This window comes from Cupriavidus sp. 10L43_2 (genome assembly GCF_056395265.1).
On record NZ_JBFTJE010000005.1, the window covers coordinates 256,398 to 279,377 of the forward strand.

The following is a 22,980-nucleotide window of genomic DNA, read 5'->3' on the forward strand; positions in this document are numbered from 1 at the left end:
GCCGCGGCGCGTGCCTTATCGTGAAATACAAGATCCACCACAAGACGGTCTACCGTTACACCGAGCCAGTGCGCCGCAGCGTGCACGAACTGCGGCTCGCGCCGCGTTCGGGGCCGCTTCAGTCCGTGCAGGGCTGGACGCTGACCGCACCCGGCAACCTGTCCGAGGCCCGCGACGGCTTTGGCAACATCGTCCATAACTTCACGCTGTCCGGCCCCGCCCAGACGATTTCGATCACGGCGACTGGCGAAGTGGAAGTGATGATTGCGCCGCTAAAAGAAGCGGGGGCGCCCGGCCACCATGGCTTCCACGACCAGCCGGACGCCGGCGAGTCGCGCGTGTCGCCCCTGTACTTTGCCGCCGCCACGCCGCTCACGCAGGCCCCGGCCGCGCTGCGCGCGTTCGCCGCGCCGTTCCTGGCCGCCGGCCACGACGTGCCGGCGTTGCTGGCGCTGGCCGATGGCATCGCGGACCGCGTGCGCTACAGCGCCAACACAACCCACGTCGGTACCAGCGCCGCCGATGCCTTCGCGCTCGGCAGCGGCGTCTGCCAGGACCAGGCGCAGGTGATGGTGGCCGCGTGCCGCGCCTTCGGCATTCCGGCGCGCTATGTCAGTGGTTACTTCTATGACCCGGCCGCCACGTCGATGGCCAGCCACGCCTGGGCGGATGTCTGCCTGGACGCCGCCAGCGCGCTCTGGTGCAGCATCGACGTGACGCACCGTTGCCTGACCGATGGCCGCCACGTTCGCCTTGCCGTGGGGCGTGACTACGCCTCGGCTGCACCAATTCGGGGCATTCTGGAGGGCGGGACGGGCGAGACGATGGAAGTCGAGATCGCCATCACCCCGATTCCGCCGATGCCAGCGGTACCGGTCGCTGACTGACCCCACCCCGGGCAGCAATCCTTTCCATCAGACGGCCGTTCGAAGCGACCGATGCCGCCGAGGCGGCTCGCGCCGCGCTAGGGCGCTAGAATGCAAGCTTGCCCCTGAGCGCGCCGCCGAGCCGGCGCGCGGCCAAAAACCAACAAGATTCCCATGACGTACTGTGTAGCCATGCGGCTGGATGCCGGCCTGGTATTCCTGTCAGATTCCCGCACCAACGCCGGCGTGGACGCCATTTCCACGGCCCGCAAGATGACCGTGTTCGAAGAGCCGGGCGACCGCGTGATGGTGATGATGACCGCCGGCAACCTCGCGATCAGTCAGTCGGTGCGCCAATGCCTGGCAGAGGGCCGCGACGAGAAGCGCTCGCTGTGGACCGCGCGGGACATGTTCGAGGCCGCTACCATCGTCGGCGACGCCGTGCGCGCCGTGCACAAGCGCGATGCCCATGCGCTGCGCGATGCCGGCATCGAATTCAACGTGAGTCTGGTCTTCGGCGGTCAGATTCGCGGCGAGCGGCCGCGCCTGTTCAATATCTATGCGGCCGGCAACTTCGTCGAATCGACACCGGAAAATTGCTATTTCCAGATTGGCGAGGCCAAGTACGGCAAGCCGATCATCGACCGCGTGGTGTCGCCGTCGCTGCCGCTGGGCGAGGCCGCCAAGTGCGCGCTGATCTCGATGGACTCGACGCTGAAATCGAATATCTCCGTGGGCCTGCCGCTGGACCTGCTGGTCTATGAGGCCGACGCGCTGCGCGTGACTCGCTTCGTCAGTATCGACGAACGCAACGCCTACTTCCGCATGATTCGCGACACGTGGGGCCACCGCCTGCGCCAGGTGTTCGGCGAGATCTGCAACCCCGAGTGGGATGCGGCGGAGCCGGCGGAATTCCCGCTCGCGCGCGATGACGCCGACCGCTGGGGCCAGCCGGTCCGGGCCCGCCGCGAACACTGATCGCCGCTTCCCCGGCATTCCACCCTCCCAAGACGCCGCATGCGCGACATCCTGCTGTTTTCGCACGCCAACGGCTTCCCGGTGCGCACGTATCGGAAGCTGTTCGGTGCACTGGAAGACGATTTCGATATCCGCGCCGTGGAGCGCTACGGCCATGACCCGAAGTACCCGGTCACGCGCGAGTGGCCGCATCTCGTGGAGGAATTGCTAGACGAGCTGGACCGCGCCACGCGTGATGGCACCGAGCGCCCGGTGTGGCTGGTCGGCCATTCGCTGGGCGGCTTCTTGTCCCTGATGGCCGCGCTGCGCCGGCCCGCGCGGGTGCGCGGGGTGGTCATGCTCGACTCGCCGGTGATTGCCGGCTGGCGCGCCGGGCTGCTGCGTTTCTCGCAGATATTCGGCCTCGACGAAAAGCCTGGTCCGGCGGCCGTGACGAAGAACCGCCGCACCCATTGGCCAGACGCCGAGGCAGTGCGTCATCACTTCCTCTCCAAGAAGAATTTCGCGATATGGGATCCGGAGGTCCTGAGCGACTACGCCGAGCATGGCACCGAGCCGACCGGCCACGCTGGCGAGCGGCGGCTGCGCTTCGACCGCGAGGTGGAATACAAGATCTACCGGACCCTGCCGACCAGCCTGGGGCGCAAGGTGTCGCAGGGCGCGCCGGTGCCGGTGGGCTTCGTCGCCGGCACGCGCTCGCGCGAGGTGCGTCAGTGCGGCCTGGGCGCCACGCGCCGGCTGGTGGGCGAGCACCTGCGGTTCATCGAGGGCGGCCATCTTTATCCGATGGAAAAGCCGCTCGAAACCGCCGCGCTGGTGCGTGACCTGATCGGCAAGATCCGGCAGGAATCGCAGTAGACGCCGGTTAGCAGGCGGGCAGGGCGGCGCCCGTGCGGCGCATTGGGCGCAAGGAGGTGCAATGCGGCGCAACCGGGTAGCACCCCGCGGGGTTTCACCCCGGCTGTCACAATTTCCGGGGCCGCGCGGGACGGCCGCTCATGTATAATCCCGATTTCCCCGGCAAGCTCGGTTTATGACCAAATTCGTCTTCGTCACCGGTGGCGTCGTCTCTTCTCTCGGCAAGGGCATCGCTGCTGCTTCGCTCGCGGCCATTCTCGAGTCGCGCGGCCTCAAAGTCACCCTCCTCAAGCTCGATCCCTACATCAACGTCGATCCCGGCACGATGAGCCCCTTCCAGCACGGCGAGGTGTTCGTGACCGAAGATGGCGCGGAAACCGACCTCGACCTGGGCCACTATGAGCGCTTCGTTTCCGCCAAGATGCGGAAATCGAACAACTTCACGACTGGTCAGATCTACGAATCGGTGATCCGCAAGGAACGCCGGGGCGAGTATCTCGGCAAGACCGTGCAGGTCATCCCCCATATCACCAACGAAATCCAGGCATTCGTGGAGCGCGGCGCGGCCGCCTCGCACGAGGGCAAGGCTGACGTGGCGCTGGTGGAAATCGGCGGCACGGTGGGGGATATCGAATCCCTGCCGTTCCTCGAGGCCGCACGCCAGATGAGCCTGCGCATGGGCCGCAACCACTGCGCCTTCGTGCACCTGACGCTGGTGCCGTTCATCGCCAGCGCTGGCGAGCTGAAGACCAAGCCGACCCAGCACTCGGTGCAAAAGCTGCGCGAAATCGGCATTTCGCCGACGGCGCTGCTGTGCCGCGCCGACCGCCCGATTCCGGACGACGAGCGCGCCAAGATCTCGCTGTTCGCCAACATTCCGCAGGAAGCCGTGATCTCGGTCTGGGATGCCGACAGCATCTACAAGATCCCGCAGATGCTCAACGAGCAGGGCCTGGACCGCCTGATCTGCGAGGAACTGCGCCTGGATCCGAAGCCGGCCGACCTGTCGATGTGGCAGAAGCTGGTCAACGCGCAAGAAAACCCCGAGCACGAAATCACGATCGGCATGGTCGGCAAGTACGTCGACCTGACCGAGTCGTACAAGTCGCTGATCGAGGCACTGCGCCACGCCGGCATGCATACCGCCACGCGTGTGAACATCGAGTACATCGATTCCGAGGAACTGGAATCCGGCCATCTGGAAGTGCTCCAGCCGCTGGACGCCATCCTGGTGCCGGGCGGCTTCGGCAAGCGCGGCACGGAAGGCAAGATCCGCGCGATCCAGTACGCCCGCGAGAACAAGGTGCCGTACCTGGGCATCTGCCTGGGCATGCAGCTGGCCGTGATCGAGTTTGCCCGCCACGTGGCGAACATGCCCGATGCCAACTCGACCGAGTTCAACCTCGAGACCGAGCATCCGGTGGTCGCGCTGATCACCGAATGGCTGGACCGCGAAGGCAAGGTCGAGCAGCGCTCGGCCGATTCCGACCTCGGCGGCACGATGCGCCTGGGCGCCCAGCGCGTACCGGTGAAGCCCGGCACCAAGGCCGCCCAGATCTATGGCGAAGAAGTGAACGAGCGCCATCGCCATCGTTACGAAGTCAACAATCACTACGTGCCGCAGCTTGAGGGCGCGGGCATGGTCATTTCGGCCCGTACCCCGACGGAAAACCTGCCGGAGATGATGGAGCTGCCCGAGAGCCTCCACCCGTGGTTCGTCGGCGTGCAGTTCCACCCGGAATTCACGTCCACGCCGCGTGACGGCCATCCGCTGTTCAAGGCCTACGTGGAAGGCGCGCTGGCCAGCCAGCAGCGCAAGGGCAAGTCCGCCTGAGCGCGCCTAGAGAAGGAGCAGCCATGAAACTGTGTGGATTCGATGTCGGCCTCGACCAGCCGTTCTTCCTGATTTCCGGGCCGTGCGTGATCGAGTCCGAGCAGATGGCGCTGGACACGGCCGGCCAGCTCAAGGAAATCACGTCGGCGCTGGGCATTCCGTTCATCTACAAGTCGTCGTTCGACAAGGCCAACCGGTCGTCGGGCAAGTCGTTCCGCGGTCTCGGCATGGAAAAGGGTCTGGAGATCCTGGCCACCGTGAAGCGCGAGATCGGCGTGCCGGTGCTCACGGACATCCACGAGATCGACGAGATCAAGCCCGTCGCTGCCGTGGTGGACGTGCTCCAGACGCCGGCCTTCCTGTGCCGCCAGACTGATTTCATCCGTGCCTGCGCGCAGAGCGGCAAGCCGGTGAACATCAAGAAGGGCCAGTTCCTGGCGCCGCACGACATGAAAAATGTGATCGATAAGGCGCGTGAGGCGGCTCGCGAGGCCGGTCTGCCCGACGACGTGTTCATGGCCTGCGAGCGTGGTGTCTCCTTCGGCTACAACAATCTGGTCTCGGACATGCGCTCGCTGGCGATCATGCGCGAGACCGCCGCCCCGGTGGTGTTCGACGCCACGCACTCGGTGCAGTTGCCGGGCGGGCAGGGCACGAGTTCGGGCGGCCAGCGCGAGTTCGTGCCGGTGCTGTCGCGTGCCGCCGTGGCGACCGGCGTGGCCGGCCTGTTCATGGAAACGCACCCGGACCCGAGCAAGGCGATGTCGGACGGCCCTAACGCCGTGCCGCTGTCGCGGATGAAGGAATTGCTGTCGGTCCTCAAGGATCTCGATGCGCTGACCAAGCGCGCCGGCTTCCTCGAAGACAACTTCAGTTGGCCGGCCTGCGCCTGAGCCAGTGTTGGCAATGACCGCCCGCGCCTGTCGCGGGCGGAATCGTTTCCGGCCCGCATGGTCCATCCTGCACCGACCGTGACGCGCCGTATCGAAAGACAATACAAAAGATTCGGAGATCGCCCATGGCCGCCGGCTTTATCATCGCGTACGTCGACGTGACAGACCCCCAGCAATACGAGCAGTACAAGGTGCTTTCCACGCGCGCCATGCAGGCGCACGGCGCCGAGGTGCTCGTGCGCGGCGGCAAGACCGAGCCGCTCGAGGGGGAATGGGCGCCCACGCGCGTCGTGCTGCTGAAATTCCCGAGCTATGAGGCCGCCAAGACCTTCTACGCGAGCGAGGAGTACCTGGCCGCGCGGGAGTCGCGCGCGCACGCGGCGAAGATGAACATGATCGTTGTCGAGGGCGCCTGACCATCGTCGGCATGATTTGTCACGGTTGGCGGGCATTCTTGCGCAGTCACCAGATTCAACAGTCCAGAGAGGAAATATGAGTGCAATCGTAGATATCATCGGTCGCGAAGTTCTCGACTCGCGTGGCAACCCCACGGTCGAGTGCGACGTGCTGCTGGAATCCGGCGTGATGGGCCGTGCGGCCGTGCCGTCGGGCGCGTCCACGGGCTCGCGGGAGGCCATCGAACTGCGTGACGGCGACAAGTCGCGCTACCTGGGCAAGGGCGTGCTGAAGGCCGTCGAGCACATCAACACCGAGATCTCCGAAGCCATCATGGGCCTGGACGCCTCCGAGCAGGCGTTCCTGGACCGCACGCTGATCGAGCTGGACGGCACCGAGAACAAGGGCCGCCTGGGCGCCAACGCCATGCTGGCCGTGTCGATGGCCGTGGCCAAGGCCGCTGCCGAGGAAGCCGGCCTGCCGCTGTACCGCTACTTCGGCGGTTCGGGCGCGATGCAGATGCCGGTGCCGATGATGAACATCGTCAACGGTGGCGCGCACGCCAACAACAGCCTGGATATCCAGGAATTCATGATCATGCCGGTCTCGCAGACCAGCTTCCGTGAAGCCCTGCGCTGCGGCGCCGAAGTCTTCCACGCGCTCAAGAAGATCCTGGCCGACAAAGGCATGTCCACGGCCGTGGGCGACGAAGGCGGCTTCGCGCCGAATTTCTCGTCGAACGAGGAATGCCTGAACACGGTGGTGCAGGCCATCGAGAAGGCTGGCTACAAGGCCGGCGAAGACGTGCTGCTGGCGCTGGACTGCGCCGCCACCGAGTTCTACCACGAGGCCGAGGACGTCTACCAGCTGGAAGGCGAAGGCCTGAAGCTGTCGTCGACGCAATTCGCCGACTACCTGGCCAACCTGTGCGACAAGTTCCCGATCGTCTCGATCGAGGACGGCATGGCCGAGGGCGACTGGGAAGGCTGGAAGACGCTGACCGAGAAGCTGGGCGAGCGCATCCAGCTGGTGGGTGACGACCTGTTCGTGACCAACACGAAGATCCTGAAGGAAGGCATCGACAAGGGCATCGGCAACTCGATCCTGATCAAGATCAACCAGATCGGCACGCTGACCGAGACCTTCGCCGCCATCGAGATGGCCAAGCGCGCCGGTTACACGGCCGTGATCTCGCACCGCTCGGGCGAGACCGAGGACAGCACGATTGCCGACATCGCCGTGGGCACCAACGCTGGCCAGATCAAGACCGGCTCGCTGTCGCGTTCGGACCGTATCTCGAAGTACAACCAACTGCTGCGCATCGAGGAAGACCTCGGTGACATCGCTACGTACCCGGGCAAGAGCGCGTTCTACAACCTGCGCTAAGTCCCGAATCTCCCCCTCCCGCCCCGGGAGCGGGGAGATCTCCCCCGCCGCCACACGTTCGTGTTGCAGAGTGTTGCGTTTTTTCAGGCCGATAATTTTGCATTCTTCGGCCGCATAAGGGATCATTGTGGCGGTCGTCAATCTGACGATATCCAATTTGCCCCAATGCGTCTGATTTCCCTGCTGCTGTTCGTGCTGCTGCTCGCCATCCAGTATCCGCTCTGGCTGGGGAAGGGCGGCTGGCTGCGCGTATGGGACCTGAACCGCCAGGTGCAGGAACAGACCACCCACAATCAGGCGCTCAAGCTTCGCAATGCCAAGCTGGAAGGGGAAGTCAGCGACCTCCAGGACGGCACCGGTGCGATCGAGGAACGTGCCCGCTACGAGCTGGGCATGGTGAAGGAGAGCGAGGTGTTCGTGCAGTTCGTGGCCCCGGCCCCGAAGGTCAGCGCCACGCCGCCGCTACCGCCGCCGCCGAATTCCGTTGCCGGCAAGGGCGGTCACTGAGTCGGCTTCGACGCGTTTATCGGCCTACCACCCATACGGGTAGCCACCCCAGCCGCCACCCCAGTATCCCGGGCTGCTCACGCCCACGCCGCCGCCCCAGCGGCCGCCACCCCACCCACCGTAGTACAGACTCCAGTTCGTGTTCGGATAGGCGTACGCCCATGCCTCGGCCTGCTGCTGCCGGGCGATGGCCGCTTCCTGGTCGCGCAGGATCTGCTGGTTCAGTTGCGTCAGCGACTGGCTTTCCTCGGGCGTGATCGGTGCTGGCGGCACGCCGTTGGGCATCAGCCGGGCCGTGGCCGGCGAGCCGTTGATATCGCGCGGCACGGGAGACGCGCAGCCTGCCAGCAGCGCCATGGCCAGCATCGCCACAGCGCCCGCCGGCCCGAGGCGGGAACAGGAGGAGCGGGGGCGATGGTCGGCTTGCATGGCGGTTGTCCTCAAATCATGGATTCCGGGCGGGGGCGGCTCAGTGTTGCTGGTGCGCGCCGTCGCCGGCACCGGTGGCCACGGGCGCGGTGAACAGTTGGGCGCTGTCCACGGGGTCGAACTCATAGCGCTGGCCGCAGAAGTCGCAGTGGATCTCCACGTGGCCGCGCTCGGCGATGATGCTCTCCACCTCGGCCTGGCCCAGCGACTGGAGCATGCCCGCCACCTTGGCGCGCGAACACGAGCACTGGAAATGCGGCGTCATCGGCTCGAAGACGCGCAGCCCGGTGGCCTGCAGGTCTTCCCAGAACAGGCGGCGCAGCAGCGTGTCCGGCGACTCCACCAGCAACTCCTCCTCCTTGAGCGTGGCGCCGAGCTGGCAGGCGCGGTCCCAGGTGTCGAGGTCCTGCGCGCGGCCAGCCTCGTCAAGTGCCGCGCCGGTCTCGCCCACTTCCATCGTGCCGCCGTACGACGGCAACTTCTGCAGTAGCATGCCGGCCGCCACCTGGTCGTTCGAGGCGAGCCACAGGCGCGTGTCGAGCTGCTCGGACGCCTGCATGTAATGCTCCAGCACCGCGCCGATCGACGACAGCGGGCCGTGCTCGTCCGACAGCGGGACGATGCCCTGATAGGCCTGCTGGCCCGGCAGCTTGTCCTGCGGGTCGAGCGTGATCGCAAAGCGGCCCTGGCCGTGCACGTTCACCATCTGCCTGAGCGTGGCGTCGTCGGCGATCTCGACGTCTTCGGCGATCTTGGCCGTGGCGCGCATCGAGAGGTCCGACAGGCATTCCACCACCAGCATCCGCACCGGGCCGTCGCCATGCAGCTGCATGACGAGTGCCCCGTTGAACTTGAGATTGGCTGACAGCAGCGCCGCCGCCGCCATCATCTCGCCCAGCAGGCGCCGCACCGGCGCCGGATAGGCATGGCGGTTGAGCACCTCTTGCCAGGTGGCCTCCATGCGGACCAGTTCGCCGCGCACCGGGGCGGCGTCGAACAGGAATTTCTGAAGGGTGTCGGGATTCGAGGTTGCGGTCACGTTCGTCATCTATCTAGCGGTAAGGCGCGGGTTGCGGGCGCGCGGGCGGGGCCGCGCGCTGGTATGTCATCAGTCGATGCGCTTCAGGTCGGTCTTGTACATCGCCTGGCGCTTCGCGTAGGTCTCGGCGTTGCGGTAGAGGTTGGCCACGTCGGCATCGGTCAGCTCGCGCACGACCTTGGCCGGCGCGCCCAGGATCAGCGAGCGGTCCGGGAACACCTTGCCCTCGGTCACCACGGCGCCGGCGCCAACCAGGCATTCCTTGCCGATCACGGCGCGGTTCAGTACCACGGCCTGGATGCCGATCAGCGACCCTTCGCCCACGGTGCAGCCGTGCAGCATGGCCTGATGGCCGACGGACACCTTGTCGCCCAGCGTCAGCGGCGCGCCCGGATCGGTATGGAGCACGGAGCCTTCCTGGATGTTGGTGTCTTCGCCCACCACGATCGGTTCGTTGTCGCCACGGATCACCACGCCGGGCCAGGCGCTTGCGCGCGCCTTGAGCGTCACGTTGCCGATGATGGTGGCTTCGACGGCCACGTAGGCATCGCTGTGGATGGTCGGGGCGAGGTCGCCGATCTGGTAAAGCGCCATGGGGTCTCCTGGGTCCTGCCTGAGGCAGTGGGGCTGATGATGCGATCTGAGGTAATTGGGGATGGCCGCCGCGATTAAAAGAGCACCGAAGGGCGCGCGCACTCCGGCGAACCGGCGTGGTGACACGCTGCGACGCTCTACAATGGCGACTCCCCGGAATTTTACGCCTATGCCAGTCACCGCACCCGCCGCCGGTCTCGATTTGCCGCATGCCCGCCTGCTACGCCACCGCGCGCTGGAAGTGCTATGCATGACCGATGCCAGGGCGAAGGCCGATGCGGCGCGGGCGCTGTTCGAGGCCGTGGTGGCCGCAGAAACGGCCGGGCAGGGCATCGGCGATACGGATACGGCACTCGCTCCCGCTGCCGGCCTGGCCTTGCCGGGCCGGCCCGCGCGCCCGGAACTGGTGCCGCCCCAGAAGGTGGAGCGCCGCCGCTCGCTGCGCACCCCGGCGGGGCGGGCGGCGATGATTCATGCCCTGTGCCATATCGAATTCAACGCGATCAACCTCGCGCTGGATGCCGCGTGGCGTTTTGCCGGCATGCCGCCGCGTTTCTATCGCGACTGGCTCCAGGTGGCGAGCGAGGAGGCCCTGCATTTCACGCTGCTGGCCGACCATCTGAGCACGCTGGGCGCCGAATATGGCGACTTCCCGGCGCATAACAGCTTGTGGGAGATGTGCGACAAGACCGCCGACGACGTGCTGGCGCGCATGGCGCTGGTGCCGCGCACGCTCGAGGCACGCGGGCTGGACGCCTCGCCGCCGGTGCGGGCGAAGCTGGCCGAGGCCGGCGACGAGGCCGCCGCCGCCATCATCGACATCATTCTGCGCGATGAAGTGGGGCACGTGGCCATCGGCAACCACTGGTATCGGTGGCTGTGCGCGCAGCGCGGGCTGGACCCCGTGCCGACCTACGCGGTGCTGTCCGAGCAGTACCGCGCGCCCCGGCTGCGCGGCCCGTTCAACCTCGAAGCCCGCCGCGCGGCGGGCTTCGACGAGGACGAACTGGCCTGGCTGGAAGCCTCAGCCGGCTGAGGTGGGCGCCGGCGCCCCCCCGGCTGCTTTCGCTTTCTCCTGCTCCTGCAGTCGCAACACCCGCCGCTGGATCTTGCCGGTGGTCGTCATCGGCAGTTGATCGATGAATTCAATCGCCTTGGGATACTCATAGGGGGCTAGCTGTCCCCGAACATGCTGCTGCAATTCGGCGATCAGCGCGGCGTCGTTGTCGAACGAGCGCGCCACGGCCGGGGTCAGTACGATGAACGCCTTGACGATGGCCCCGCGCTCGGGGTCCGGCGACGGCACCACCGCACAGTTCGACACCGCCGGGTGCTTGAGCAGGCAGTTTTCGATCTCGCTCGGCCCGATCCGATAGCCCGACGACTTGAACACGTCGTCCGCCCGGCCCTGATACCAGAGATAACCGTCCGCATCCATGCGGGCAAGGTCGCCTGTGCGGCACCAGCGCAGGCCGTCCAGCTCGGTGTACTTGCCCGCCGTGGCGGCCTCGTTCTTCCAGTAACCGAGGAAGAAGACCGGGTCCGGATGCCCGTGGATGTCGGTAGCGCAGACCGCCACCTCGCCGTCCTCGTCCGGCGCGCAGGGGCGGCCCTCGTCGTCGATCACGGCCACGCGGTGGCCCGGGTAGGGGCGGCCCATCGAGCCCGGCCGCGCCGGCCAGCCGAGGCGGTCGTCGTCATACTGCGCGGTGCAGTTGCCGACGATGTAGTTGATCTCGGTCTGGCCGAACATCTCGTTGACGATGACCCCGAGGGCGTCGCGGCACCACGAGAACACGGTCTCGCCCACGGCCTCGCCGGCACTCATGACCGCGCGCAGCTTCAGCCGGTAGCGCGTGGACGGGTCCGGGCACGCCTTCATCATCTGCTTGAGCGCAGTGGGGAACAGGAAGGTGTTGGTCACGCCATAGCGTTCGAGCAATTCGAAGGCACGTTCGGCGGAGAACCGGCCCTGATAGCCGACGATGGGCTTGCCGAAGTACAGCGCCGGCATCAGCGCATCCCACAGGCCGCCGGTCCAGGCCCAGTCGGCCGGGCTCCAGAACACGTCGTCGTCCTGCGGATACCAGTTCTGCGAGCAGACGAAGCCGGTCAGGTTGCCGATCAGCGCCCGGTGTGGCAGCAGCGCGCCTTTGGGCGGCCCGGTGGTGCCGCTGGTGTAGATCAGCACGGCGGCTTCGTCGGCCTTGGTCTGCTCGGCCGTGAAGGTAGGCAGTTGGGCGGCCAGCAGGGCGTCCCAGTCCAGGTCGCCCCGGCCCGTGGCGGCGCCGGCGCCAATCACGGTGCGCAGGGTGGGGCAGTCCGGGCGGGCGGCGAGCAGGTTGTCGATGGCGGTCTCGTCGGCAATCGCCACGCGGGTTTCGCTGTGGTCGATGCGGTACGAGAGGGCCTCCGGGCCGAACAGCATCGACAGCGGCATGGCCACGGCACCCAGCTGGTAGACCGCCATGCCGGCGATCACAGTCTCGATGCGCTGGGGCATGACGATGGCCACGCGGTCGCCCCGGCCCACGCCCAGCGCGCGCAGCGCGCGGGAGAGCCGGTTGGCCTCGGCCTGGATATGGGCGTAGGTGTAGGCGTCGCGTCGCCCATCCTCGTGCTCGGTGTAGACCGCCACGCGGTCCATGGTGGCCGGGTCTCGGGCCCAGCGGCCGCAGCAGACATCGGCCAGGTTGAAGTGCTCGGGCACGTTCCAGCGGAACGCGTCATGAAGCGCGCGATAGTCATCGCGGCGCGTAGCCGGCAAGGCGGTCATCCGGTTGTCTCCGATGTTTTTGCGGCGTCAGGCCGGGCGGATCGCTATAATCGGCCAGGCGAACGATCGTTCTATTTTTATCCAGGCTGCCGCGCGGCCCCCCATCCGCCGCGCGCCCGAGAAGACCTGGCAATACAGAGACAGAAGGGTAGAGACACCATGACCATCACGGAAACCTCGCGTTCCGAATTTATCACGCTGCGCGGCCTGCGCACGCACGTTCGCCACTGGGGCACGCCCGGCGCGCCCAAGCTGTTCATGCTGCACGGCTGGATGGATGTGGCCGCCTCGTTCCAGTTCCTCGTCGATGCGCTGGCGCGCGACTGGCACGTGATCGCCATGGACTGGCGCGGCTTCGGCGAGACCGACCTGCCGACGCGCTACCCGGGCACCACGTCCTACTGGTTCCCGGACTACGTGGCCGACCTCGAGGCGCTGCTCGATCACTACCAGCCCGAAGGGCAGGTGGATCTGGTGGGCCACAGCATGGGCGCCAACGTGGTCTGTATCTATGCGGGAGTGCGTCCGCAGCGCGTGCGGCGCGTGGTGGATCTGGAGGGCTTCGGCCTGACCCGCACCCGACCGGACCAGGCGCCGGGCCGGCTGGTGCGCTGGCTGGACGAACTGCGCGCGCAGCCGGAGCTGCGCACCTACGAGAGCGAGGCCGCCGTGGCGGCGCGCCTGCAGAAGACCAATCCGCGCCTGCCCGACGATCGCGCCGCCTTCCTGGCCGCGCACTGGTCGCGCCGCAACGCCGAGGGCCGGTGGGAGATCCTGGGCGACGCGGCCCACAAGATGACCAATCCCATGCTGTATCGGATCGACGAAATCATGGCGATCTGGGCCAAGGTGGAAGCCCCGGTGCTACACGTGGAGGCGCGGGACTCCGCCACGCTCCAGCACATCGCCCACAAGCAGCCGCTGGACGAATTCCGAGAGCGCTTCCGCGCCTTCCCGGACTTCCGCGAAGTCACGGTGGATGACGCCGGGCACATGCTCCACCACGACCAGCCGCAGGTGGTGGCGCAGCTGATCGAGGAATTTCTCGCTTGATGACGAGTCGGGATGAAGCCTCACGCGTGCTTGAGCTTCTCCTTGAGCGCGGCGTTGTTGCTGGTGTGCACGTGCACCAGCGACTTCTCCGGGAAGGCGTAGTGGTACGCCTTGCGCAGCGCGAGCGCGGCCTCATGGAAGCCGGAGAGGATCAGCTTTTGCTTGTTCGGATAGAAGCAGATGTCGCCGGCCGCGAAGATGCCGCGGCGCGAGCTTTCATAGGTGGTGGTGTCCACCATGATGCGGCCCGCGCGCATGTCCATGTCCCACTGGGCAATCGGCCCCGGCTCGGACACCAGTCCGTACAGCGCCACGAGTTCGTCGGCGGGCAGCGTCTGCTCGCCGTCGCGGGTCTTGATCGTCGCGGCGGTCAGCCGGTCGGCGTCATCGGTCTGCAGGCCGCCGAGCATACCGACGACGAAGTCCATCTCGCCGGCCGCCACTGCCGCGCGCATCGACGCCACGGTGTGGTCGGCGGCGCGGAAGCCCTCGCGCCGGTGCAGCAGCGTCACGCGCCCGGCCACCTTGCGCAGCGCGAGCGCCCAGTCGAGCGCCGAATCGCCGCCTCCGGCCACGATCACACGGCGGCCGGCAAAGCGCGAGGTGTCGCGCACGGCGTAGTGCAGGTGCCGGTCCTCGAGCGCGGCGGCCTCGGGCAGCGCCACGCGCTGCGGCGCGAAGGCCCCGGCGCCGGCGCAGACCAGCACTGCCGCCACGTCGAAACGCTTGCCGGCGTCGGTGGTCACCAGCAGGCGCGGATGGCCGTCGGCGCTGGCGTGCTCGCTGACGCTGTCGGCGCGCTGGCTGAAGTGCATCGGGAACGCGAACGGCGCGCATTGCTCCATCAGCCGGTCCACGAGGTCCTGCGCCAGGCAGCCCGGCACGGCCGGAATGTCGTAGATCGGCTTCTCGGGGTAGAGCTCGGTGCACTGGCCGCCGGCCCGGTCGAGCACGTCGATCAGCTCGCATTTGAGCCCCAGCACGCCCGCCTGGAACGCGGCGAACAGGCCGACCGGCCCGGCGCCGACGATCAGCACATCGGTCTGCGTGGTTTCTTGGGGAGCGAGCGGGGAGGGCGTGGAAGACATGATCGAGGCAGGTGCGCGGCGGGCGCCAGGTGGCGCGCGGCGCATGGGGGAGCGGAACAAGGCCCCATCATACCTTGCGTGCCTTGGGAATCCGGGCACGCCACCGTTGGCGGCAGGGCTAAAAGACCCTGCCAGGAGTAGAATGAAAACCATGCAAAACCCGCACGCCATCAACGCCGATCTGCACTGCCACTCCACCGTGTCCGACGGGATGCTCGCGCCACGTGACGTGGCCGCGCGCGCCCATGCCGGTGGCGTGGCTTTCTGGGCGTTGACGGACCACGACGAGGTGGGCGGCCAGCGCGAGGCGCGCGACGCCGCCGAGGCACTCGGCATGCGCTATGTGCCTGGCGTGGAGATTTCGGTCACCTGGGCCGGCCAGACCGTGCACATCGTGGGCCTGCAGATCGATCCCTTCCATCCGGGCCTGATCGACGGCCTGGCCCGAACCCGCGACGGCCGCGCCCGGCGCGCCCAGGATATCGGCGAAGCGCTGGCCAAGGTCGGCATCCACGATGCCTACGCCGGCGCGCTGCGCCATGTCGGCAATCCTGACCTGATCTCGCGCACCCATTTCGCGCGTTGGCTGGTGGATGAAGGCTATTGCGCGACCATCAGCGACGTATTTAGCGAATATCTGTCCGATGGCCGCCCCGGCTTCGTGCCGCACCGCTGGTCGAAGCTGTCCGAGGCGATCGGCTGGATCCGTGACGCCGGCGGCGTCGCTGTGATGGCCCACCCGGGCCGCTACAACTACACGGCCACCCAGCACGACGCGCTGTTCGACGAATTCACCCAACTGGGGGGCCGCGCCGTGGAGGTCGTGACCGGCAGCCACACGCCCGACCAGTTCCGCCGCTATGCCGATGTGGCGCGCCACTACGGCCTGATGGCCTCGCGCGGGTCGGATTTCCATGGCCCCGGCGAGGGCCGGGTCGATATCGGCACGCTGCCGCCGCTGCCATCGGACGTTACCCCGGTCTGGCACGACTGGTAGCCGTCCGCCCGCCCCGCCTTCCGCCCCCGACGATCCCTGAATGTCCCAGTACTTCGAGATTCACCCGGTCAACCCGCAGCTGCGCCTGATCAAGCAAGCCGCGCAGATCCTGCGCCAGGGCGGGCTGATTGCGCTGCCGACGGACTCCAGCTACGCGCTGGCCTGCCCGCTCGACGACAAGACGGCCGTGGAGCGCCTGCGCCGGCTGCGCGGCATCGACGACAAGCACCATCTGACCCTGATGTGCAGCGACCTGTCCGAGTTGGGCAACTTCGCGCGCGTGGATAACCGCCAGTACCGCTGGATCAAGGGCGCCACGCCGGGGCCGTACGTGTTCATCCTCGAGGCGACCAAGGAAGTGCCGCGCCGGCTGTCGCACCCGGCCCGCAAGACCATCGGCGTGCGCGTGCCCGACCATGCTGTGCCGCTGGCGCTGCTGGCCGAACTGGGCCAGCCGATGATCTCGGCCACGCTCCAGATGCCCGGCGATGACGAACCCATGAACGATCCGGCCGAAATCCGCGCCCGGCTGGAGAAACAGCTCGACCTGGTGGTGGACGGCGGCCCGGCGCCGGCGCAGCCGACCACCGTGATCGACCTGAGCGGCGGCGAGCCGGAACTGGTGCGGCTGGGCCGGGGCGATGTGGAACGCTTCGGGCTGTCCGCCACGCTTTGAAAATCGGCCACGCTTTGACACAAACCGGACAGCCTGCGGGCGCCATTGCACGGATAGAATAGGGCACATGGATTCCTCGCTCATCCAGACCGTTGCGGTCTACGCCCTGCCAGTCTTGTTCGCCATCACGCTGCATGAGGCCGCCCACGGCTATGTGGCGCGCTTTTTCGGCGACGACACGGCCTACCGGCTCGGCCGCGTCAGCCTGAACCCGATCCGGCATATCGACCCGATCGGCACGGTGGCGGTGCCGCTGCTGCTGTATTTCCTGACCGCCGGGCAGTTCGTGTTCGGCTTCGCCAAGCCGGTTCCGGTAGTGTTCGGCCACCTGCGCAACCCGCGCTGGCATGGCATGTGGGTGGCCCTGGCCGGCCCGGCCAGCAATCTCGTGCAGGCGTTCATCTGGGCGCTGGTGGTGATCGGGCTGGCCTGGGCGCAGGTCCAGGAGCCGTTCTGGGGCCAGATGGCGCGCGCCGGGGTAATCGTCAACGTGGTCGTGGCCGCCTTCAACCTGTTTCCGATCCCGCCGCTGGACGGGGGACGCGTGCTGACCGCCTTTCTGCCGCAGCGCGTGGCGGCCGCCGTCAGCCGCATCGAGCCGTATGGCATCTTCGTGGTGCTGGCGCTGGTGGCGGCGGGACGGGGCGGACGGGGCGCCGCTGGACGCCATCGTGGTCACTAACTACCTGCACCGCCCCCTCTGGCCGCACCTGCTGGCGGCGCTGGCGCCTGCCGGGGTGCTGATCTATGAAACATTTGCAATTGGTAACGAAACCGTCGGCAAGCCGTCCCGGCCCGACTTCCTGCTGAAATCGGGCGAATTGCTCGACATGGCGCGCGGAACCCTGCGCGTGGTGGGGTACGAGGACGGGGTGGTAGAAGTGCCGAAAACGGCGTTCGTCCAGCGGATTTGTGCCGTGCGCGAGTCCACGGGCGGCGCGCCGGGCACCGCGCCACCGCGCTACGGGCTGCCGGCGCGGCCCTAGGCTGGCCGGTCGGGCGGTGCGCCCGGCCCGTGTCAGCGCGCAGGGCGCTTCACACGTTGAAAATCCTGATGTTTCCCCTCACCCCGGGGGAGTCCGGAGCGGCTGACGGTTCCGGTACAATCCCGAATATTCGATTTCCCGAGTTTCCTTAAGCTATGACACAGATTACCGGCAGCATCGTGGCCATCGTCACCCCGATGCATGAGGATGGCAGCCTGGATTACCCCGCGCTGCGCGCCCTCATCGACTGGCATGCGGCAGAAGGCACCGATGGCATCGTGATTGTGGGCACCACGGGCGAGTCTCCGACCGTCAACGTGGAAGAGCATTGCGAACTGATCCGCGTGGCCGTGGAGCAGTCCAACAGGCGCGTCCCGATCATCGCCGGTACGGGCGGCAATTCCACCAAGGAAGCCATCGAGCTGACCGCCTTCGCCAAGAAGGTCGGCGCCGATGCGTCGCTCCAGGTGGTGCCGTACTACAACAAGCCGACGCAGGAAGGCATCTACCGCCATTTCCGCACGATCGCGGAAGCGGTGGAGCTGCCGGTGCTGCTGTATAACGTGCCGGGCCGTACCGTGGCCGATATGACCAACGACACCATCCTGCGCCTGGCGCAGGTGCCGGGCATCGTCGGCGTGAAGGAGGCCACGGGCAACATCGACCGGGCCGCGCAGCTGATCAAGGATGCGCCGGAACACTTCGCGATCTACAGCGGCGACGACCCCACCGCGGTGGCGCTGATCCTGCTGGGCGGCCACGGCAATATCTCCGTGACGGCCAACGTGGCGCCGCGCAAGATGCACGAGATGTGCGTGGCGGCGCGTAACGGCGATGTGGTGACCGCACGCCGGCTGCATATGGAAATGATCGAGCTGAACCGCGCGATGTTCGTCGAGGCCAACCCGATTCCCGTCAAGTGGGCGCTGCAACAGATGGGCAAGATGGCCGGCGGCATCCGCCTGCCGCTGACCCCGCTGGCCGAAGCGCAGCACGAGACCGTGCGCCGCGCGCTGGCCAACGCCGGCCTGCTCGCCTGACCTTAACCTTACCGGCTGAACCTTGGCGTATCGCCGCCTTCTTGAAACCAGGATTACGTGTCAATGAAACAGAAGCTTAACCGTCGCGGCGCGACGCAAGTCCGCCGTGCCGCCATGGTCGCGCCCGTGCTGGCCCTGACCCTGATCGCCGGCTGCAGCAGCATCAATGAGGCCATGCAGCCGGACAAGATCGACTACAAGTCCCAGGGCAAGAAGACGGCATCGCTGGACATTCCGCCGGACCTGACCAAGCTCGACGGCGAGCGCCGCTACACGGTGCCCGATGCCTCTGGCACGTCCACGCTCTCGAACTACACCCAGGCCAACGCCGGGCGTGCCCGCGAGGCCAGCCCGACCGACAACGTGCTGCCGGGCGCCCAGGGCGTGCGCATGGAACGCGACGGCAACCAGCGCTGGCTCGTGATCAGCAACGGCATGCGTGCCGACCAGCTCTGGCAGACCCTGCGCGGCTTCTGGCAGGAGAGCGGCTTCCTGTTGGTGCAGGACTCGCCCGAGACCGGCATCATGGAAACGGACTGGGCTGAGAACCGCGCCAAGATCCCGCAGGACATCATCCGCAACACCATTGGCAAGGTGTTCGACGGCCTGTACTCGACGTCCGAGCGCGACAAGTTCCGCACGCGCGTGGAGCGGTCGCAGAACGGCCAGCTCGAGGTGTTCATCAGCCATCGCGGTGCGCAGGAACAGCTGACCGGTGTGGACAAGACCAGCACGGTCTGGACGCCGCGCCCGGCCGATCCTGAGCTGGAAGCCGAATTCCTGTCCCGCCTGGCCCAGCGCCTGGGCGTGCAGAAGGAGCAGGCCGACCGCATGGCCAAGAACCCGACGCCGGCCGGCATCGGCACGAATGACGCGGCCGCCAATGCCGCCACGCCAGCGGTGGGCACCGCCGCCGCCACTGGCATCGGCGCCGCTGCAGCCACCGGCGCACCGTCGGCCGACGGCAGCAAGTCGTTTATGTCGCAAGTCAATGGCACGCCGGCGCTGCAATTGCCGGAGCCGTTCGATCGCGCCTGGCGCTCGGTCGGCCTGTCGCTGGATCGCGTGAACTTCACGGTGGAAGATCGTGACCGTGCCCAGGGCCTGTACTACGTGCGCTATGTGGATCCGCGTACCAGCGTGGACGATCGCGGCTTCTTCTCGAAGCTGTTCACGAAGGCGAACGACGGCAAGACGGCCAAGAAGTACCGCGTGGCGCTCAAGGGCAACGGCACGGGCACCACGGTCACCGTGCTGAACGAGGCCGGCCAGCCGGAGAACACCGAAATCGGCAAGAAGATCCTGTCGCTGCTGGACGAGCAACTGCACTGATGGGTCTTTGTCGCAGTCAGACGGTCCCGACGGCTCCTGCCGTCGGGAGCCATCCCGAGCGAGCGCATCGATGATGCGCTTTGCTTTTTTGGGCAGTGGCAGCGAAGGCAACTCGCTGCTGATCGAGGCCGTCGATGGCACCACGGTGACCCGTGTGCTGCTCGACTGCGGGTTCGGCATCCGTGAGACCGCGCGCCGGCTCGAGCGGCTCGGCGTCACGCCGGGCCAGCTCGACGCGGTACTGGTCACGCATGAGCATGGCGACCACGTGGGTTCGGCCTACGCGTTCGCCGCGCGCCACAAGCTTCCGGTTCATACCAGTCACGGCACCTGGCTCGCCACCGCGCACATGCGCGGCGCCGATGTGGCCGATGTGCGCGTGTGCTGCGCCGACCACGCGTTCTCGGTGGGCGGCTTGCAGATTCTGCCGTACACGGTTCCGCACGATGCCCGCGAGCCGCTTCAGTTCGTGCTGACCGATGGCAACGCGCGGCTTGGCGTGCTAACCGATGCCGGCATGGAGACGCCCTACGTCACAGCGCGGCTCGCTGGCGTGGATGCGCTGGTTCTGGAGTGCAACCATGACCGCGAGATGCTGCGGAATTCGGCTTATCCGTATTCGTTGAAACGGCGTATCGGCGGGGATTTCGGGCACCTGGCCAATGAAGTGGCGGCGGCGATCCTGTCGCGGGTGGCGCATGGCGGGCTGTCACGCGTGGTGGCCGCTCATTTGAGTCAACAGAACAACACGCGCGCGCTGGCCTCGGGGGCACTTGCGGCCGTGCTGGGGGTGGCGCCGGAGGAGATCCTGATTGCAGATCAGGAGGAGGGGCTGGGATGGCAACCGGTCCGCGGCATGTGATTCAAGATTATCTGAGGCCGGAACGGTGCTGAAGTCGAGATGATGCGCCGGACTACCGGGCGCGCCGCGAGTAAATCGCGGGCAATAAAAAAGCCGACCCGAAGGTCGGCTTTTTTATCGGAGTAATCCGATTACTGCTTGGCAGCCGGGGCCGAAGCGTCAGCGGCCGGAGCCGATGCGTCAGCAGCCGGGGCAGCGGCCGGAGCCGATGCGTCAGCAGCCGGAGCAGCGGCCGGAGCCGATGCGTCAGCGGCGGGAGCCGTGGCAGCCGGAGCAGCCGTGTCAGCGGCCGGAGCGGCAGCTTCTTCCTTCTTGCCGCAAGCGGCCAGGGCAACAGCTGCCAGCAGGGATGCGATCAGGAGAGACTTCTTCATTTTTCGTCCTTTAACTTTTAATTACTGAAAACAGGCGATGAATAATTACCGGTAATTATCGCTCTTGAACTGCAAATTTGAGGCTCTCCCGGGTGCCGACAATGCAGTGGTACACAGTACTAGCCAGCGGGCGATTATATCCGCGTTTCCCCTGCTTGTGTACAGTCGAAATTTGCTGGTTCTCTTTGTTACGCATTATTACACGCGTACAGGCGCAATCTGCAACCAGCCTTCCAGCGTCCAGTCGTGGAAGGTATCCATCAAGTCGGGCAGCGCGGCGCACGCAGTGACCTCCGCAGCGGTCAGATGACGGTGGTCCGCCAGCCGACGCAGCCATTTCGCCAGCGATGCTGGCGGTTCGTAGGCCTCGCCGTTGAGGAAGAAATGCGTACGGTCATAGAGCGCAATGGAACCAGGAGCAAGGACTACGCCATGCGCCTGGGCCAGCTTCGTGTACTTGCGCAGCGGAATCTCCTCGACCTCGGCGAACATCACCGATTGCTTCGGTTCGGAGAGGTGCGAGCCGAGGAATTCGGACACCATCGCGCCGTTCCATTTCATCGCCTGGAGCCGCTCGGCCACTGCGCGGCCCAGCCCGGCCGGCATCTGCGCGGGATGCGCCGTCGCGGTCTCGTCGGCGTCGGCGTAGCGGCCGTCGAGGCCCTCGTTGCCTTCCACCGTTTCCGATAGCCACGCGAGGAAATGGCCGGCCAGCTCCCGGTAGGCAGGGGCGCGGAAGCCGATAGAAGCGGTCATGCACTCGCCCTCGGCCACCCCGTCGTGCGCGTACTGCGGCGGCAGGTACAGCATGTCGCCGGGTTCCAGCACCCACTCCTCCTCGGCCGTGAAGTCCGACAGGATCTTCAGCGGCATGTCGGGAATCAGGTCGAGCTTGGTTTGTGACGAAATGCGCCAGCGGCGTCGGCCCGATACTTGCAACAGGAAGACATCATAGGAATCGAAGTGCGGACCCACGCCGCCGCCATCCGTGGCGTAGCTGATCATCACATCGTCGAGCCGCGCGTCGGGCACGAAGCGGAACTGGCTCATCAGGTCGGCCGCGGCCTGGTCGTGCAGGTTGACGCCCTGCACCAGCAGCGTCCACTTGGTGGCCTTGCGCGAAGGGAGGTTGTCCTCGGCAAACGGGCCGTGCTCGAGCTTCCAACGGTTGCGAAAGTACGACACCAGGCGCGACTCCACGTCCTCGCGGTCGGCCAGGTCAAAAAGCGCTTCACGCGACACAGGCGGCACGATTCCGGGCACTGCCTGTCGAATCAGCAAAGGTTTGCGGTGCCAGATCTCGCGCATGAACACGGCGGGTGTCATGCCCCCAAGCAGCGTGAGCGGCGCGTCGGGATCGATGGGGCCCGCAGGCAAGGCCTGCGCGTATAATGCGGAATCGCTCATGGAGTCAAGAATTGAAAATCGCTAAGAACACGGTGGTGTCCGTGGTGTACAAGCTGTCGGACACGCAGGGCAATCTGATCGAAGAGTCGGATGAGCCCATGGTCTATTTGCACGGCGGGTATGATGGCACGTTCCCGAAGATCGAGGAAGCGCTGGACGGCCACGACGCCGGCTTTGAGACCCAGCTGCAGCTGGAACCCGATGAGGCCTTCGGCGACTACGATGCCGACCTCGTGAAGGTGGAGCCGCGCAATCGCTTTCCGGAGCCGCTGGAAGTCGGCATGCAGTTCGAGGGCGTGCCCGAGGACGGCGACGACGAAGACTCCATCATCTACACGATCACTGACGTGGCCGAAGACAAGGTGGTGCTGGACGGCAACCATCCGCTCGCCGGCATGGCGCTGCGTTTCTGGCTGAAAGTGTCGGAAGTGCGCGAGGCGACCAGCGATGAAGTCGAGCACGGCCACGCCCACGGTGCCTCGGGCATCGAAGTGGTGGATGAGGACGAGGACGGCGACGACAGCCCTCGCACGCTCCACTGATCTTCCCAAACAATTGAGCGATGCGTGAGCCCGTCCGCAAGGCGGGCCGCAGTGCTGCGATGGGGTC

At 66.6% G+C, this 22,980-nt stretch carries 24 protein-coding genes and 1 pseudogene; 18 read left to right on the plus strand and 7 right to left on the minus strand.

Going from position 1 to position 22,980, the window contains the following annotated elements; genetic code table 11:
• The first annotated feature begins 20 nt into the window (after positions 1–20).
• From AC1DEL_RS09855 to ftsB, 8 genes are all read left to right on the plus strand, one after another.
• Entirely contained in the window at positions 21–887 is an 867-nt protein-coding gene (locus AC1DEL_RS09855) for a transglutaminase family protein (protein ID WP_092292621.1), read from the plus strand.
• 153 nt (positions 888–1,040) lie between these two features.
• Entirely contained in the window at positions 1,041–1,844 is an 804-nt protein-coding gene (locus AC1DEL_RS09860; protein ID WP_177219875.1) for a proteasome-type protease, read from the plus strand.
• Between the two features lie 39 nt (positions 1,845–1,883).
• On the plus strand, positions 1,884–2,702 hold the full coding sequence (locus AC1DEL_RS09865; RefSeq protein WP_477125565.1) for an alpha/beta fold hydrolase: 819 nt from the start codon (positions 1,884–1,886) through the stop codon (positions 2,700–2,702).
• A gap of 175 nt (positions 2,703–2,877) precedes the next feature.
• Complete coding sequence (locus tag AC1DEL_RS09870; RefSeq protein WP_092292627.1) at positions 2,878–4,536, plus strand: CTP synthase; 1,659 nt, start codon at positions 2,878–2,880, stop codon at positions 4,534–4,536.
• 23 nt (positions 4,537–4,559) lie between these two features.
• On the plus strand, positions 4,560–5,429 hold the full coding sequence (kdsA, locus tag AC1DEL_RS09875; protein WP_092292629.1) for a 3-deoxy-8-phosphooctulonate synthase: 870 nt from the start codon (positions 4,560–4,562) through the stop codon (positions 5,427–5,429).
• 125 nt (positions 5,430–5,554) lie between these two features.
• A complete protein-coding gene (locus tag AC1DEL_RS09880; protein ID WP_092292631.1) occupies positions 5,555–5,845 on the plus strand; it encodes a DUF1330 domain-containing protein in 291 nt (96 codons plus the stop codon).
• A 76-nt stretch (positions 5,846–5,921) separates the two neighbouring features.
• The gene (gene eno / locus AC1DEL_RS09885; protein ID WP_092292633.1) at positions 5,922–7,211 is read left to right on the plus strand and encodes a phosphopyruvate hydratase; all 1,290 of its coding nucleotides are present in this window, start codon (positions 5,922–5,924) and stop codon (positions 7,209–7,211) included.
• Positions 7,212–7,376: 165 nt separating this feature from the next.
• On the plus strand, positions 7,377–7,718 hold the full coding sequence (ftsB, locus tag AC1DEL_RS09890; protein WP_092292635.1) for a cell division protein FtsB: 342 nt from the start codon (positions 7,377–7,379) through the stop codon (positions 7,716–7,718).
• Between the two features lie 24 nt (positions 7,719–7,742).
• On the opposite strand, the gene AC1DEL_RS09895 is transcribed toward ftsB, so the two are convergent.
• From AC1DEL_RS09895 to AC1DEL_RS09905, 3 genes are all read right to left on the minus strand, one after another.
• The gene (locus AC1DEL_RS09895) at positions 7,743–8,084 is read right to left on the minus strand and encodes a hypothetical protein (RefSeq protein WP_369823395.1); all 342 of its coding nucleotides are present in this window, start codon (positions 8,082–8,084) and stop codon (positions 7,743–7,745) included.
• 103 nt (positions 8,085–8,187) lie between these two features.
• Positions 8,188–9,195 carry an Hsp33 family molecular chaperone HslO gene (gene hslO, locus AC1DEL_RS09900; RefSeq protein ID WP_177219876.1) on the minus strand — a complete coding sequence of 336 codons (1,008 nt, stop codon included), beginning with the start codon at positions 9,193–9,195 and terminating at the stop codon, positions 8,188–8,190.
• A gap of 60 nt (positions 9,196–9,255) precedes the next feature.
• A complete protein-coding gene (locus tag AC1DEL_RS09905; RefSeq protein ID WP_092292639.1) occupies positions 9,256–9,780 on the minus strand; it encodes a gamma carbonic anhydrase family protein in 525 nt (174 codons plus the stop codon).
• A gap of 169 nt (positions 9,781–9,949) precedes the next feature.
• Between AC1DEL_RS09905 and AC1DEL_RS09910 the strand changes: the two genes are divergently transcribed.
• Positions 9,950–10,816, plus strand: coding sequence for a ferritin-like domain-containing protein (locus AC1DEL_RS09910; RefSeq protein WP_441592075.1), 867 nt, complete (start codon positions 9,950–9,952; stop codon positions 10,814–10,816).
• Here AC1DEL_RS09910 and AC1DEL_RS09915 read toward each other — a convergent pair.
• On the minus strand, positions 10,805–12,556 hold the full coding sequence (locus AC1DEL_RS09915; protein ID WP_441592077.1) for an acetate--CoA ligase: 1,752 nt from the start codon (positions 12,554–12,556) through the stop codon (positions 10,805–10,807). The genes AC1DEL_RS09910 and AC1DEL_RS09915 overlap by 12 nt on opposite strands.
• A gap of 159 nt (positions 12,557–12,715) precedes the next feature.
• On the opposite strand from AC1DEL_RS09915, the gene AC1DEL_RS09920 reads away from it, so the two are divergent.
• On the plus strand, positions 12,716–13,609 hold the full coding sequence (locus tag AC1DEL_RS09920; protein ID WP_092292645.1) for an alpha/beta fold hydrolase: 894 nt from the start codon (positions 12,716–12,718) through the stop codon (positions 13,607–13,609).
• A gap of 20 nt (positions 13,610–13,629) precedes the next feature.
• On the opposite strand, the gene AC1DEL_RS09925 is transcribed toward AC1DEL_RS09920, so the two are convergent.
• Complete coding sequence (locus AC1DEL_RS09925; RefSeq protein WP_441643823.1) at positions 13,630–14,697, minus strand: NAD(P)/FAD-dependent oxidoreductase; 1,068 nt, start codon at positions 14,695–14,697, stop codon at positions 13,630–13,632.
• Positions 14,698–14,848: 151 nt separating this feature from the next.
• On the opposite strand from AC1DEL_RS09925, the gene AC1DEL_RS09930 reads away from it, so the two are divergent.
• The 7 genes and pseudogenes from AC1DEL_RS09930 to AC1DEL_RS09960 all read left to right on the plus strand — a co-directional run bounded on the left by AC1DEL_RS09930 (position 14,849) and on the right by AC1DEL_RS09960 (position 20,590).
• On the plus strand, positions 14,849–15,694 hold the full coding sequence (locus tag AC1DEL_RS09930; RefSeq protein WP_092293295.1) for a 3',5'-nucleoside bisphosphate phosphatase: 846 nt from the start codon (positions 14,849–14,851) through the stop codon (positions 15,692–15,694).
• Positions 15,695–15,734: 40 nt separating this feature from the next.
• Complete coding sequence (locus AC1DEL_RS09935) at positions 15,735–16,370, plus strand: L-threonylcarbamoyladenylate synthase (RefSeq protein ID WP_441592081.1); 636 nt, start codon at positions 15,735–15,737, stop codon at positions 16,368–16,370.
• 67 nt (positions 16,371–16,437) lie between these two features.
• Positions 16,438–17,052, plus strand: a complete 615-nt coding sequence (locus AC1DEL_RS09940) for a site-2 protease family protein (protein ID WP_477125564.1) — start codon at positions 16,438–16,440, stop codon at positions 17,050–17,052.
• A pseudogene (locus AC1DEL_RS09945) lies at positions 17,033–17,356 on the plus strand (SAM-dependent methyltransferase); the annotation flags it as partial. The gene AC1DEL_RS09940 and the pseudogene AC1DEL_RS09945, both read left to right, overlap by 20 nt.
• Before the next feature lie 155 nt (positions 17,357–17,511).
• Entirely contained in the window at positions 17,512–18,396 is an 885-nt protein-coding gene (gene dapA / locus AC1DEL_RS09950; RefSeq protein WP_477125563.1) for a 4-hydroxy-tetrahydrodipicolinate synthase, read from the plus strand.
• 63 nt (positions 18,397–18,459) lie between these two features.
• A complete protein-coding gene (gene bamC / locus AC1DEL_RS09955; protein WP_092292657.1) occupies positions 18,460–19,728 on the plus strand; it encodes an outer membrane protein assembly factor BamC in 1,269 nt (422 codons plus the stop codon).
• A gap of 70 nt (positions 19,729–19,798) precedes the next feature.
• The gene (locus AC1DEL_RS09960) at positions 19,799–20,590 is read left to right on the plus strand and encodes an MBL fold metallo-hydrolase (RefSeq protein WP_092292659.1); all 792 of its coding nucleotides are present in this window, start codon (positions 19,799–19,801) and stop codon (positions 20,588–20,590) included.
• 131 nt (positions 20,591–20,721) lie between these two features.
• Here AC1DEL_RS09960 and AC1DEL_RS09965 read toward each other — a convergent pair whose 3' ends face one another.
• Both AC1DEL_RS09965 and AC1DEL_RS09970 read right to left on the minus strand, forming a co-directional pair.
• Complete coding sequence (locus AC1DEL_RS09965; RefSeq protein ID WP_092292661.1) at positions 20,722–20,964, minus strand: hypothetical protein; 243 nt, start codon at positions 20,962–20,964, stop codon at positions 20,722–20,724.
• A 198-nt stretch (positions 20,965–21,162) separates the two neighbouring features.
• The gene (locus AC1DEL_RS09970; protein ID WP_177219877.1) at positions 21,163–22,371 is read right to left on the minus strand and encodes a ribosomal protein uL16 3-hydroxylase; all 1,209 of its coding nucleotides are present in this window, start codon (positions 22,369–22,371) and stop codon (positions 21,163–21,165) included.
• Between the two features lie 11 nt (positions 22,372–22,382).
• Between AC1DEL_RS09970 and AC1DEL_RS09975 the strand changes: the two genes are divergently transcribed.
• Positions 22,383–22,913 carry an FKBP-type peptidyl-prolyl cis-trans isomerase gene (locus AC1DEL_RS09975; RefSeq protein WP_092292663.1) on the plus strand — a complete coding sequence of 177 codons (531 nt, stop codon included), beginning with the start codon at positions 22,383–22,385 and terminating at the stop codon, positions 22,911–22,913.
• Positions 22,914–22,980: the final 67 nt, after the last annotated feature.